This window comes from Cohnella endophytica, from assembly GCF_003628305.1.
GTDB classification, from domain to species: domain Bacteria; phylum Bacillota; class Bacilli; order Paenibacillales; family Paenibacillaceae; genus Cohnella; species Cohnella endophytica.
The window spans coordinates 678,604-692,123 of sequence record NZ_RBZM01000005.1 but is presented as its reverse complement, the minus strand read 5'-3'; the positions used below and the strand labels follow the sequence as shown (position 1 = coordinate 692,123).

At 49.7% G+C, this 13,520-nt stretch carries 10 protein-coding genes; 3 read left to right on the top strand and 7 right to left on the bottom strand.

Annotation, left to right across the window (positions count from 1 at the left end; all coding sequences use genetic code 11):
* Positions 1 to 12 precede the first annotated feature (12 nt).
* The 5 genes from D7Z26_RS13220 to D7Z26_RS13200 form a co-directional block, all read right to left on the bottom strand.
* Complete coding sequence (locus D7Z26_RS13220) at positions 13 to 1,593, bottom strand: stalk domain-containing protein (protein ID WP_120977424.1); 1,581 nt, start codon at positions 1,591 to 1,593, stop codon at positions 13 to 15.
* Positions 1,594 to 1,610: 17 nt separating this feature from the next.
* Complete coding sequence (locus tag D7Z26_RS13215; RefSeq protein WP_120977423.1) at positions 1,611 to 4,622, bottom strand: FecR domain-containing protein; 3,012 nt, start codon at positions 4,620 to 4,622, stop codon at positions 1,611 to 1,613.
* Positions 4,623 to 4,686: 64 nt separating this feature from the next.
* The gene (locus D7Z26_RS13210) at positions 4,687 to 6,513 is read right to left on the bottom strand and encodes a CHASE2 domain-containing protein (protein ID WP_120977422.1); all 1,827 of its coding nucleotides are present in this window, start codon (positions 6,511 to 6,513) and stop codon (positions 4,687 to 4,689) included.
* A gap of 179 nt (positions 6,514 to 6,692) precedes the next feature.
* Positions 6,693 to 6,929, bottom strand: a complete 237-nt coding sequence (locus tag D7Z26_RS13205; RefSeq protein WP_120977421.1) for a ferredoxin — start codon at positions 6,927 to 6,929, stop codon at positions 6,693 to 6,695.
* A gap of 118 nt (positions 6,930 to 7,047) precedes the next feature.
* On the bottom strand, positions 7,048 to 8,349 hold the full coding sequence (locus D7Z26_RS13200; protein ID WP_120977420.1) for a DNA polymerase IV: 1,302 nt from the start codon (positions 8,347 to 8,349) through the stop codon (positions 7,048 to 7,050).
* Positions 8,350 to 8,493: 144 nt separating this feature from the next.
* Between D7Z26_RS13200 and cimA the strand changes: the two genes are divergently transcribed.
* The gene (cimA, locus tag D7Z26_RS13195; protein WP_120977419.1) at positions 8,494 to 10,107 is read left to right on the top strand and encodes a citramalate synthase; all 1,614 of its coding nucleotides are present in this window, start codon (positions 8,494 to 8,496) and stop codon (positions 10,105 to 10,107) included.
* Between the two features lie 147 nt (positions 10,108 to 10,254).
* Here the strand turns inward: cimA and D7Z26_RS13190 are convergent, their stop codons facing one another.
* A complete protein-coding gene (locus D7Z26_RS13190; protein ID WP_120977418.1) occupies positions 10,255 to 10,842 on the bottom strand; it encodes a peroxiredoxin family protein in 588 nt (195 codons plus the stop codon).
* A 144-nt stretch (positions 10,843 to 10,986) separates the two neighbouring features.
* Between D7Z26_RS13190 and D7Z26_RS13185 the strand changes: the two genes are divergently transcribed.
* Both D7Z26_RS13185 and D7Z26_RS13180 read left to right on the top strand, forming a co-directional pair.
* Positions 10,987 to 12,297, top strand: coding sequence for an MFS transporter (locus tag D7Z26_RS13185; protein WP_120977417.1), 1,311 nt, complete (start codon positions 10,987 to 10,989; stop codon positions 12,295 to 12,297).
* Positions 12,298 to 12,340: 43 nt separating this feature from the next.
* Positions 12,341 to 12,763 carry a Mov34/MPN/PAD-1 family protein gene (locus D7Z26_RS13180; protein WP_120977416.1) on the top strand — a complete coding sequence of 141 codons (423 nt, stop codon included), beginning with the start codon at positions 12,341 to 12,343 and terminating at the stop codon, positions 12,761 to 12,763.
* 9 nt (positions 12,764 to 12,772) lie between these two features.
* Here the strand turns inward: D7Z26_RS13180 and D7Z26_RS13175 are convergent, their stop codons facing one another.
* Positions 12,773 to 13,516, bottom strand: a complete 744-nt coding sequence (locus D7Z26_RS13175) for an exonuclease domain-containing protein (protein ID WP_120977415.1) — start codon at positions 13,514 to 13,516, stop codon at positions 12,773 to 12,775.
* Between the last annotated feature and the right edge of the window lie 4 nt (positions 13,517 to 13,520).

Sequence of the window (13,520 nt, the reverse complement as noted above, 5' to 3'; positions counted from 1 at the left end):
TTACGCCTTAGATTAATGAAATACTTTATCGCGAATAACGACCGTTTGCGCAGAAGCATCCCACTGAATGTCCAAGTTATTTTCCGTAACGAAGAAACGAACCGGGATGAACAGTCGATTGTTGACGGTCAGAGTCGAAGCGTTGAGAACCAACTGCTCGCTTTTCCCGTTAACCGTCTTAGTAACGGATTTCGTGTCTTGTCCGATCGAATAGACGACGTCGCCCTTCGTCAATACGGCGGCTTTTGTCTTACTGTCATAAGACACTTTGTAACCGAGAGCTTGGCCTACGGCGCTGAGCGGCAACAGAACGGCGTTCGATTTCTGTTGGGCGGGAACATCGGATTTCACGAGACTTCCATTGAACAGCACTTTAATCGATTTATCCGTCGGCAAGTTCGCGGGCTTGGCATATTTCTGAAGCACGCGTACTTTGTTTCCGTATTCGTCCACGACGACAAGACGTCCATCGGCTAGTACGGCAACATCGGTAGGATGATTGAATTGCGCGGAGCCGGCAACTCCGTCCGCTTTCCCGAATTCGGTCGGAACGCCGGCTAGCGTCGATACCTTGCCGTCTTTTACGATACGGATCGCATGATTTAAGCTATCCGCGACGATCAAGGAACCATCGGACGTAAGCGTCAAACCTTCCGGCGCATTAAAGCGGGCTTGCGCTGTTGTCCCATCCGCATAGTCTCCAAGTACGTATGGATCTTGTTTCCCGATCTGGCCGCCGCCGGCAACCGTCGTTACTACCCCCGCAGCGAAATCGATATACCGAATGCGCTGATTGCCTCGATCGCTGACATACAGATTGCCTTTCGGGTCGATCGCGAGACCGCTCGGCTCGTTGAATTTAGCGGCGGAAATCGAACCATCCAGGTAGTCTCCCGTTTCATCAACCGCTCCTGGGAAGTATTCCACGACTCTAGTAGACGCGGCCGTCAATGTCGACACTGTTCCGTCCGGCGCGATTTTGCGAATTACGTTGTTCAAGGTGTCGGCGACGTAAACATTGCCTTTACCGTCAACCGCAACGTCGGACGGCGCGTTAAACGTCGCTTTGCTTCCCACGCCATCGTCGGATCCCAGCAAACCGTTTCCGGCTAACGTAGTCACTTTACCATCCTTAGCAATTTTCCGTATGGCATTATTGTTCGTATCCGCCACGTAAACGTTGCCTTGTCCATCGATCGCAAGACCGGATGGCGTGTCGAATGCCGCTTGGGTCAACACGTCGTCGTTATATGCGCCGATCGGCTGGTTCGATTCGTCCTCGCCCAGATTCAATCCCGCATAAGCGGATACCGAATCTACGGATATCGTACGAATAAAATGATTGCTAGAATCGGACACGAGCAACTTCCCGTCCGGTAGGGCGACTACCGATCTCGGATGATAGAAGGTTGCCTGTCCGAGAGTGCCGTTGGCATGTCCGACATCGGATTTGCCTGTCAATGTGCGCACTTCGTAAAGTCTTGAAGACTGGGTCCAGTCGGTGTTCGCGGCTGCGGACGCAAAACTTGGGGCGGAAAATGCCATTACCGAGATCATCGTTCCAATTAAAATCTTGTTTCTTATTCTATTCATCGTATTTCTCCTTTTATTCAAGCTGGGTTACCCGGAAAAACGACTTCGTATTTTATCCGTCGACCCTGATTATCAACGACGACAAAACTAAAAATCTGAGCCCACACGAAGCTCGTTACTTTCCACTTGACTTGATAATGTCCTTGGGACGTTTTCACGACGGTTAACGAATCATCGTTTTCGTCGTATAAACTAAGATCTAGGTTGGAACTGGAGTCATTCAAAACGAGATTAAGAGTGACTTGTCCCGACTGCTGCAATGTACCGGTAAAAGTAAAATCCTCTACATTCCTGTAATCAGAAACTTCGTGAAGGACAGATGATTCACCTAAAGTACCTGATATGGACGATAAAGCTAAGCTATTCGGGATTTCCCCGACATAAATCCATAATCTGAACGTTTTCCCCGTTCCGTTATGAAAAGGATCGTAAATAATCGTGACCGAATTGACGCCGTTTTCTAATCCTTGGATATAATAATAATTCGACCCTTCGGAATACCATGGCCGTTTTATTTCGGCATTGTGCCAAATGAACCGAATATCATTTGTCGTCGCGTCTAAGTTGCCCAAGAAATTATGCAAATTAAACTCCACGTCTTCCGTGCCCGTCGGTAAACCTACGAAGAATGAAGAATCTTCGGCGTAAATAGCCTGATAATACTCTGCATAGTCACGATAAATACTTGCTTCGATCCCCCCAGCATACAGGAATGCATATTCAGGTTCTCCGACCTTGATCATAAGCTCGAAACTCGATTCTCCAATGACAAGAACGAACTTATTGTAGGCATTATTTTCAACAGGAAGCGAAATTGAGTTGATACCTCCCTCAAGATCTACATTCTCCTGTTCATAATTTACTTGGAGGTAAGCATTCCGGATTCCTTCAACCAACTCTATCTTCAACGTTGTTAGATTCGTCTCGGTATTAGCTATCGATGCCGAGAATCTAGCATCATGCGATCCATAATAACCGGAGACAGGCTGAATGCTATTCTCTTGACCGTTAATCGTCCAAGATAACACGCCAGTCGGTTTTGCAGCTCTCGTAATCGTAAAGGAGTATGCATGGGTATAGTATCCCGACATATCCTCTGTCTCGTAAATAACTTGATTAACTCCAAAATTAAGCTCTATGAAAAATCCGTACATATTATTCAGTTCTACGCCGTTCACTAAAATACGAGAAGGTAGAATACTTGTTTCGTTCTCAGTGAATCCCGGCACGAGATAGATAGTCCCAATTTCCGCAGGAACGACCGCAGCGAAATTTTGATCAAGCGAAATCGATTGTTCGTCCTCGCCCTCTGGATAAAGAGTAAATGCTGCATTGGCATTCGGCCAAACAGGCTCGGATACTCCTCTTAAGACATACAATATAGAACAATTTTCGAATTCGCTTTGAAGCGGATTTGCTTTGGATACTTTAATGCTAAAGACGTTGTAACCCTCATTTGGAATAGAGATCGATTTTATTTCACCGCTAGTTGACCAAGTGGTCACGGTTGGCATAGTTTCTTCCGAATTCAAGGTCATAAGCTCGACTTTCGTTACGTCAGACCCGAAGCTAAATTGCACGTTAATCGAGGAAGCATTGGCACCCGCGTTAACGGAGTATTGCTTATAGAACGAATTGCTTCTCTTCAAGCTCAGCGATTGACTTCCGTTCGTGATACTTAATCCCGTAATGCCGTCAGGCAATGTAACCGGCGGCGTAACGATGCCACCCCCACCCGATCCCGTGCCTGGGCTAGGACTAGCAGTTTGCTGCTGTTGCTTGAGCTCCTCTTCGCGTTTCTTGTTTTCTTCCTCGAACTTCTTCCTCTCTACCTCGGCAAGCTGTTTCTCGTATTCTTCTTTTGCTTTCTTTTTCTTCAGTTCTTCTGCGGCTTTATTCGCATCTTGCGTTTTCTTCTTTTGTTCTTCCAGCTTCTTCAGCAATTCTTCTTGCTTCCGTTTGGCGTCTTCTAATTCTTTTTGCTTCTTGAGCTGATCTTCCTTTTCTTTCAGTTTCTTAAGGATTTCCGCTTGTTTGGCTTTTTCTTTGTCCGTTAGCTCAAGAGGTTGAACGTTATCCAAATTGATCTTCTTGGCTAGGTTCAAGTTGGCTTCGTCGACGATTTTCTTGATCGCGTCTTTGTTCACGATATTGTTGTCGATGGCTTTCTTTACAAGGTTGGAGATGAGGTTATCCAAATTTCTCGAGATGCGTTCGAGATCGGACAGCGTTTTGATGTCGAGCGTCGTATTCGTTTCGGCTTGGCCGCCGTTCTCGAGCAACTGTTTTTGCTTATTGATGAAATCTTCGTTTTCCTTATCGATAGCCGCCTTGGATTTGATGATCTCCTCGATAATCTTAGGAGAAACGTTCCGAATAAGGGAGTCAAGATCGACGGGGATGATATTGCCTTGAAGATCTCCGGACTGACTGTCGTCCAGCGACAGTTGCTGGCTTGGGTAGATAAAATAGGAGTTCCGCGGATCTTGACCGTTAGCCGCTTTCGGAGTGACTTGGCCTACGCCCGAAGCAATGAAAAACTTCGATTCGCCGGTAAGCGGATCGACGCCGACGAATAAATTCGTTCCGCGTACGCCCATGATGGCCGTCGGGGTCTCGAGAGTGAATTGGTCGTCTTTGTTCTTGATCGACTTGACGCTAGACCAGACGGAGCCTTTCAGCATGCTCACTTTCGTGGTCGTTCCGTTGCGGTCGGACAACTTGGAGAACGTGAGCGTCGTATTCGAAGAAACGCCCATCTGGTCATCCTCGGACGTACCGTTCGCGAATTGAAGAACGGCAGAGCCTCCTTCGCCTACGATTAGAATATCCCCCTCGTTCAGGCTCATTTTCGCGAACGCGGTGAACTCTTTGGAGCCCCCCGCTTTCTTCACCTTTACCGAACCTTTGAGTTCCTTCACGACAGCGACGCGAGAAGTTGCAGCGGATGCTCCTTGCGCAAGCGCGCCTAACAGGGGCAATAACGCCAGAATCAAAACAAGAAAACGTAATGTTTGCTTTTTCAACATGACTCTCTCCTTACTCTATTGGAATTTCATTTCTTCTTAGTCCGCCTTGCAAACGTGATTCTTCTTATTCCTTCAACCCCAGCACTTCGTATACTCTAATCGGATGGGATTTCCCCTTGAACATGCGATCTTCGCCTTCGTCGAAGCGGAAATCCTCTTTCGTCTTCTCGTACACTTGCTCGGAGACGTGAACTTGTCCCTTCTTGGTCTGCGACTCGATCCGCGCCGCTATGTTCACGTTATCCCCGATCGCGGTGTAGTCGACCCTGAGATAAGAGCCTATATTCCCGACGACGACGTTCCCTGTATGTATGCCGATTCCGACGTTGACCTCGCATTGGTACTTCTCCATAATCTGATCCCGGATGACTTTCATGCCCTGCTGAATCTCGTAGGCGGTTTTAACCGCCATCCGCTCATGCTCGGCTACGTCAAGCGGGGCGTTAAACAAGATCATGGCGGCATCGCCGATAAACTTGTCGATCGTACCCTCGTTCCGAAGCGTCGTCTCGGTAATCATATTGAACATCGTGTTCAGCGTATCGACGAGTTCCGGCGGCGTCAGCTTCTCGGACAAAGGCGTAAATCCGCGAATATCCAGGAACAAAATCGTAATCAGCTTCAGGTCTCCGCCCAGCTTAATATCGATATCTTGCGCCACAATCTGTTTGACGAGATCGGGAGATATATAACGGCCGAATTGGCGCGTAACGAAGCTTTTCTGGGCGCTGTCGAGATAGGATTTCAGGGACACGTTGGTTAGATAGGCCAGCATCATAGCTAGAAGCGCATAAACGACATTCGCATGAATGTTAGATGCCACGTATAATGCGTATTGTCCATAGAGGACGCCTGCGAATACCGCCAAGAAGATCAGAATCGAGTAAATGTTCTTTAGTCTCCACGGCAAGTAAACGAATAGGAAGAAGAGCAATGCGGCGAACAATAGCTCGGCCCAGTTAGGGGTATAAGAGACTACCGTTCCCTTGAGCAATTGATTGGCGATGTTGGCATGCGCGTAAACGAGCTTGATGTTCTTCTCGATCGGCGTCGTCGCCGTATCCTGCCCGCCGTCGCCGGATAAGCCTACCGCGGAAAATCCGATGAATACGATCGCGTCTTTAAACCGATCGGGAGGGATAACGCCGTTCAACACGTCGACAAACGAAAAAGTCGTGAAATCGTCCGTCTCCAGTTGGAAATCGATCGTTACGGTGTTCTTCGCGACGTTCTCCTTCGTTTTCTTCGGATCGGTCAAGCCGTCGTACTTGCTTAGGTCCGCTCCGGCCATTTCCGCGGCTTTGTATGCGAGCGAAGGAATGACTTCCCCGTCCGGGCCTTGGATTTTCAGCCACGTCTTGCGAATGATTCCGTCCGGGCTGACAACCCTGTTGATGTGCCCGTGTTGAACGAGATCCGTGAACATGTCGTAAGGCTTGTCCACTTTCTGGGCTTGAATCAATTGAGTTCTCTTCGCGATCGACGTGCTGAATACATCGCCCATAATGCCGACGTCGGGCAATATGACATTTGGATACTGGGACAATGCTTCCGCGAAAGCCATATCGCTATCCGGATTCTGGCTCTCCTCGCTGAACACGATATCGAACGCGATCGCCTTCGGAATGTTGCCTTCCTGGTTCAAATTCGCCAGGAACGGCGCGTACACCGCCCGATCCCAAGGAAATCTTCCCAATTCGGCCAAAGATGCGTCATCGATCGTGATGACGACGATTCTCTCGTTCTCGACATGGTCGGCGGTCTGTTTCATGGAGTAATCGAAGAGCGAGTTATCGATTTTCTGCAAAGATTCGAAATGATAGATTCCGTATGCTATGAGTAGCAACATTACGTTCAGAAGGATTGCAATTCTCTTAATTCTTTCCTTCAACCGTTATCACGCCCTATGTAAAAGATACCAATTAATCATCATTATACCTTATGCAATAGGATTTTTGTTGTATTTTGTCTAATTGATGACTATCATGACGATAGTCACAAAAACCATCGAAAAAAAGCCCTTTCCTAGGTCGTAACACCTAGAAAAGGGCTTTTCTGTTCCGCTTATGATTACATGTTGAACTTGGAATCCGCTACTTTAATGGAATCAGTCGGACAGCCGTCTGCAGCGTCTTGAAGATCGTCGTAAAGATCCTCGGGAATTTCCGTGTTGCCGTGGTTCCCGTCGCTTCCATAGATCGTTTCCGCCAAACCTTCGTCGTCGTAATCGTAAATGTCAGGAGCCGTTGCGCCGCATGCGCCACAAGCAATACATGTGTCTTTATCTACGTAGGTATACTTAGCCATGAGTTAACCTCCTAATATCAACCGAGTCGAATACATAAGTAGTCCACTACTGTTCAATATAATACAAAATCAAGCCAAGATCAAACGAAATCGCATAACGAATCGCTCTTCTTCTTACTTATTCAAAGTCGTCGCCGCCGTCTCCCTTATCTCGCAAAAAATCTTTCTGAAGCGACGTCCCCCTAAGCTTCTTGTTGCGAATGAGCGTCGAAGGATCATCCCCCAGCATGCCTGCCGTAAGAATGGCGTTTTCTCCGTATTTATCCCTCAAGGAATCCATCGCCGTCGTAAGGCGGTCTTTCTTGGGTTTTTCCTCGTACGAAAATAAATCCAGCTGCAACGGCGTTTCTTCCTTGGAAGTTAATCCCTGCAACGTAATGCCGAGCAGCCTTACGGGCTTGCTTTCTTTCCAGTGGGCGTCCATGAGCTTGCAAGCGATCCGGTATACTTCGTCGGAAGCATCTGTCGGTATATTCACTGTAGTCGATCTCGATATCGTCCGCATGTCCGGATCGCGAATCGATATCTGAATCGTCGTGCACACCATCCTTTGATGCCTTAGTCTCCGGGTCGTCTGATCGGCCAAATTCAGAAGAACGCGCCGATACTGTTCCCGTTCGGTTAAGTCGGCAGGCAACGTCGTCGTGTGACCGATCGATTTCGGAGCTTCGTGCAAGGGCTGTACCGGCGAATCGTCTATCCCGTTCGCGGCTTGCTTCATCCACGCGCCGTATATTCCGAATCGCTCGCTCAGCATACGCTCGTCCGCGCCGGCTAATTCGCCGATCGTCCGAATATTTAGCTTCAATAGTTTGTCCGCCGAACGCGCCCCGATTCCATGAAGCGTCTGGCACGGCTTGTCCCACAGAAGCCGAGGCATATCCCGCCTGCGTAAAATCGTAATCGCGTTCGGCTTGCGCATATCGGAAGCCATTTTGGCTAGCAATTTATTCGGAGCGATGCCGATCGAGCAAGGAAGCGAGAGCTCGTCTTTCACTCGGCGGGCAATCGTCTCGGCGATCTCGACGGGCGAACCGAACTGCGAACTGCCCGTAATGTCGAGGTAACATTCATCGATAGAAACGGCTTCGAGCAGAGGCGTATAATTGCCTGCGATTCGCATGAATGCTTTGCTGTATTTTCGGTATATTTCGAAATCCGGACGGATCAGGATCAGCTCCGGGCAAACGTTAAGCGCTTGACGAACGGTCACTCCCGTACGGACGCCCTTTGCCCTCGCCTCGTAAGAACTCGTTACGACGATCCCTTTGCGCAATTCCACGCTGCCGGCGACGGCAGTCGGTTTTCCTTGATACTTTTCCGGTTCTTCGGCGGCATGAACGGAACAATAGAAGGCGTTCATGTCGATATGCAAAATCACTCTGCCTTTGGCGGCAATCGCGTTATCGCCCACGTACATCCCTTCCCTTCCGTTCTTTGTCGTCGTTACTCATTATACCGAGCGGATGAACGCCGCCGCAACGCACCTTGGACTCTACATTTGATGCTAGCCGTGCTATAATAGTTTCACCTGTTTTTACCGAAGGAGGCATTCCGGTTACGCATGTCAACTCCCCTTTGCATTTTTGACACGACCTTGCGCGACGGCACGCAAGGCGAAGGTATCAGCCTAACCGCTGAAGACAAAGTGAAAATCGCGTTGAAACTCGACGCTATGGGCGTCCACTATATTGAAGGCGGCAACCCGGGCAGCAACAGCAAAGACATCGAATTTTTCCGACGCATACGAGAGTCGAAGCTGCAAGCGAAGCTGACGGCATTCGGAAGCACCCGAAGGAAAAATAGCCTCTGCGAGCAAGACATTAACCTAAAGCACTTGACCGAATCGGGAGCCAGAGCGGCTACGCTTGTCGGCAAAACTTGGGATTTCCACGTACACACGGCGCTTCAGACGACATTGGAAGAAAACCTTGCGATGATCTACGAGTCGCTAGCTTTCGTAAAAAATAGCGGTATGGAAGCTTTGTTCGACGCGGAACATTTCTTCGACGGATATAAAGCGAATCCGGATTACGCGCTCGCGGCTCTGGCTAAGGCTAAGGCTGCGGGATCGGCATGGATCGTTCTCTGCGATACGAACGGCGGCACTTTGCCGGGAGAGATTAACGAAATCGTCTCCCGCGTGGTCAGAGAGATCGACGCTCCTATCGGAATTCACACCCATAACGATTGCGAATTGGCGGTGGCCAATACGCTTGCGGCGGTCTCGGCGGGCGCCCGGCAAATCCAAGGAACGATCAACGGTTATGGGGAACGTTGCGGCAACGCGAACCTTTGCTCCATACTACCCACATTGCAATTGAAGATGGGCCATGACTGCGTAAGCGACGAACAACTCAAAACGCTTACGAACGTTGCAAGGTACGTAAGCGAAATCGCCAACGTCCATATGCCGGTGAATCAGCCGTATGTCGGCAATGCGGCATTCGCGCACAAAGGCGGCATCCATGTTTCCGCGATCATGAAAGATTCCAAAACATACGAACACATCGAGCCCCAACTGGTCGGCAACAAACAACGCGTACTCGTATCCGAGCTTGCCGGGCAGAGCAATATTTTGTCCAAAGCGCAGGAAATGGGGCTGGATGTCAATCCTGACAGCATGAAATCGCGTAACGTCATCGACCGGATTAAAGAATTGGAGCATCAAGGCTACCAATTCGAAGGCGCTGACGCTTCCTTGGAATTGTTGCTAAGAGACGCGTACGGCGGATCGGTTCAAATCTTCACCGTCGATTCCTTTAAGATCATGGTCGAGAAAACGGGCGGCCAGATGACTACGGAAGCCATCGTAAAAATCAGCGTGGCCGGCGAACAAGTCTACACCGTAGCCGAAGGTAACGGTCCCGTCAACGCGATGGACAATGCTCTGCGCAAAGCGCTCGTTCAATACTATCCGGGAATTCGCGATATACATTTGACCGACTATAAGGTGCGCGTGCTGGACGAAAAAGACGCTACGGCGGGCAAGGTGCGCGTGTTGATCGAATCTACGGACTTCAAGGATACGTGGAACACGGTCGGAGTCTCCTCAAACGTGATCGAAGCAAGCTGGGAAGCGCTGATCGACAGCATCCGGTATGCTCTGCTCGATATGGTCAAGGACGACATAGAACCCGAATTCGTTGGCGGGACGCATGGTTTAGTTAATCATTAGAAATTACGGAGAGGCTGCGGCCTCTCTTTTTTTGTCGATTTTGGACATGCAAGCGACTGACCTTGCAAACGAGCATAAAGAAATCGCCCGAGCTTCACCCGGGCGATTCGACGATAATGCGTATCAAAGCTGAAGTTACCAGCCTTTCTAGAGCACCTCTTCTAAATATTGCTCCCACTTCTTCCGGTCGATAACGCCTTCGATCCGGTGCCTAATAACGCCATTGCGATCGATGATAAAGCTGATCGGGAAAGAAAACACCTTATACTGGTCTCCGACCGTGCCCTTGGCATCCGTCAGGATCGGGAAAGGGAGTTGCTGCTCTTTAACGAAATCGTTCGCCTCCCTGAGCTTATCGAACTTCGTCGCGTTTACGGCATATAGATCCAATTTATCTTTATGTTTCTCATAGATATCCTTAAGGTCTGGCGCTTCCAATTCGCACGGATAACACCACGCGGCCCAGAAATTGACGATTAGCGCTTTATCCCTTTTGCCGCCGACTTCATAAGTCGTTGTTCCATCCAAACTGGACAACGTAAACGAAGGCGCATAACGGTTATCCTTCGGAGCCGGCTCGGATGGTATTTCGGAATCCGCGCTGCCTGCCGCTACCCCTTCCGATACATTACTCCCCAATGTCTTGCCGCCGGAAGCCTTATCGCGAGTATCCCAGATCCAAGCTGAAGCGGCGACGACCGCCACCAATACAAGTATGATTATGTTTCTTCTCATGTACGAACCAACTTTCCGATCATGTTGTTTCCTTCTATCTTACCCCATTTCTCCGCATATCGCCAAGTTTGCAGGGGCAACTTAATCTTGGTATCCGCAGGGTCATGACAGGGATAAGGGATTCACCAAAAGGAGGTATTCGCATTGTCAGCCACGACGAAATCCCGACGAAAGCTTACGGTTTCCTTTACGAGCGAAATCTCACCCCAGGACGAACAAACCCAAACAAAAGAAAAGTCGTCTAAGGGCTCACAGGGGGGACGAAAAAGCAAGATCGCGGAGTATATCGCCCTTTCTACGGTCCCGCTCGTTCTCGTACTCGGCAACTCCATGCTCGTGCCCATTCTTCCAACGCTCCAGAGCAAGCTAGGCATTTCCCAGTTCCAGAGCAGCCTGGTCATAAGCTTGTTTTCCGTAGCCGCCGCCTTAATCATCCCGATCGCCGGCTATTTATCCGATAAATTCACGCGCAAAGCGGTTATGATTCCTTCGCTTATCGTTTACGGCGGAGCCGGCGTCCTCGCGGGTTTCGCGGCCGTGTGGGATTCGTATGGCCTTTTGATCGGCGCAAGGGCTCTGCAGGGGATCGGAGCGGCCGGAACGGCACCGATCGCGATGGCGCTCGTAGGTGACCTATACAAAGACGGGGAAGAAAGCCAAGCCCTTGGATTAATCGAAGCCTCGAACGGAACAGGCAAAGTCGTCAGTCCGATTCTCGGCTCGTTGCTGGCGTTAATCGTCTGGTATGCCGCCTTTTTCGCATTTCCCGTTTTTTGTCTTCTTTCCCTGATCGCCGTTTTGTTCATGCTCAAGGAACCGAAGCGCAAGGAAAAGGCCAAACCTCTCAAGCAATACTTGCAATCGATCAAAAACATATTCGCCAAGGACGGTCGCTGGCTTCTCGCTTCGTTTTTCGGCGGCTCGCTCGCTTTGTTTATTTTGTTCGGAGTGCTGTTCTTCTTATCCAACATTTTGGAGAAACCGCCCTATTCCATCGAAGGAGTCCGCAAAGGTTTCGTGCTTGCCATTCCCTTATTCGGCATGGTCGCCACCGCTTATATTACGGGGACCAAAATCAGCAAAAACGGCATCCTCATGCGTTGGCTCATGAACATTGGCTTAGTCCTTATGGTCGTTTCGTTGGCTCTGGCCATTTGGTTAAACACGAATTTGTACGTTTTTATCGGCTTGTTGACGGTAAGCAGCATCGGAACCGGCTTATTGCTTCCCTGCTTGAACACGATGATCACCGGCGCCGTCGAGAAAGCCGAACGGGGCATGATTACTTCGCTATATAGCAGTTTGCGCTTTTTTGGCGTAGCCTTCGGCCCACCGTTGTTCGGTTGGTTAATGGATATTTCTCACCAACTCGTATTCATCGTGGTGTCCAGTTTGTCCCTGATCGCATTGGGACTTGTCTTTTTCCTGGTCAAACCGGGCAAGCAGGTTGCCTGACGCGCCTCCATCCCGCATACTGAACGCAGGGAGGCGAGCTTAGATGGTTCAACTGGTAATTATGCCCGAACGACTCGAGGAACGATTAATCGATGCCGCGCGGCAGAGATACCCGTATGAAGCGTGCGGACTCATCTATGGCACGTTGACGGACTCCGCGATACGCGCGGATAACTTCGACCTTGTTCGTAATGTCGCCGTCTACCCGGAGCGCGCATTCGTATTCGATCCGGAACAATGGATCCGCCTCTATTTCGAAGCGCAAAAAAACCAACGAGCGATCGTCGGTTTTTTCCATTCCCACCCTCAAGGTTCATCCGCACCTAGCTTGCAGGACATTCTACAATCGTTTCCTTGGGGCACTTATTGGATTGTCGGCTCAGCGTCGGCCCAGGGCGAAATCTCCGTCTATCGGATCGAATCCGATCGTCGATGGATTCGCCTGCCGGTCGAACGTTTGCCGTAATGGTCTAAGTTAATGGCGGCTCAAATAGGCATATAGCTCGCCCAAAGTCGTCACTTGCCGATCTTTAATAAGCTTAAGAAATTTGAAATATAACTTGGCGGTCATGATCGAATCGTGAAGCGCGTGATGGCGTTCCGTAACCTCGACTCCGAATCTCCCCAACACTTCGTCCAAGCCGTAATGAATCGCCTTCGGCTCCAACCATTTCGCGATCATCATCGTATCCACGATTCGGTGGGTCAAATTCACCTTCGAAGTGCGCCAAAGCGCGCAATTCAGGAATTGCTTGTCATGTCCGCTACCGTGAGCGATCAACACCCTCTTGCCCACGAAGTCCATGAAATCATGCAGCACTTGCATCAGTTCCGGCGCGTTCTCCGCCATTTCGTTCGTAATGCCGGTCAACTCGGTAATGTGCCTCGGTATTTTCCTTTTCGGGTTGACGAGCTGGTAGAACGGCTCCACATCCTCGAAATTGCCCCCCCGTATAACCACTCCGCCGATCGAAAGAATCTCATCTCCGTTATAAGGATAAAATCCGGTTGTCTCCAGATCGAAAACAACCGAATCCATTTCCGAAAGTTGCATTTCCAATGAGCTTTCTTTGCGCTGATCGCGAGACATCGAACGGATAAAGGCCATTTGCTGAGCGTTGGACGAACCGAGCATGGAGGCGATAGCCGGAGTGATCCCGCCCATCTTGTATAAATTCCACATTCTCCCCATGGAGTTCGTATCCTTAGGTTCCTTCATCGCT

Coding starts and splice junctions, on each gene's coding strand:
- D7Z26_RS13180 (WP_120977416.1), top strand. CDS start 12,341: ATGGTTCAACTGGTAATTATGCCCGAACGACTCGAGGAACGATTAATC.
- D7Z26_RS13215 (WP_120977423.1), bottom strand. CDS start 4,622: ATGTTGAAAAAGCAAACATTACGTTTTCTTGTTTTGATTCTGGCGTTA.
- D7Z26_RS13175 (WP_120977415.1), bottom strand. CDS start 13,516: ATGAAGGAACCTAAGGATACGAACTCCATGGGGAGAATGTGGAATTTA.
- D7Z26_RS13220 (WP_120977424.1), bottom strand. CDS start 1,593: ATGAATAGAATAAGAAACAAGATTTTAATTGGAACGATGATCTCGGTA.
- D7Z26_RS13200 (WP_120977420.1), bottom strand. CDS start 8,349: ATGTACGTGGGCGATAACGCGATTGCCGCCAAAGGCAGAGTGATTTTG.
- D7Z26_RS13190 (WP_120977418.1), bottom strand. CDS start 10,842: ATGAGAAGAAACATAATCATACTTGTATTGGTGGCGGTCGTCGCCGCT.
- D7Z26_RS13205 (WP_120977421.1), bottom strand. CDS start 6,929: ATGGCTAAGTATACCTACGTAGATAAAGACACATGTATTGCTTGTGGC.
- cimA (WP_120977419.1), top strand. CDS start 8,494: ATGTCAACTCCCCTTTGCATTTTTGACACGACCTTGCGCGACGGCACG.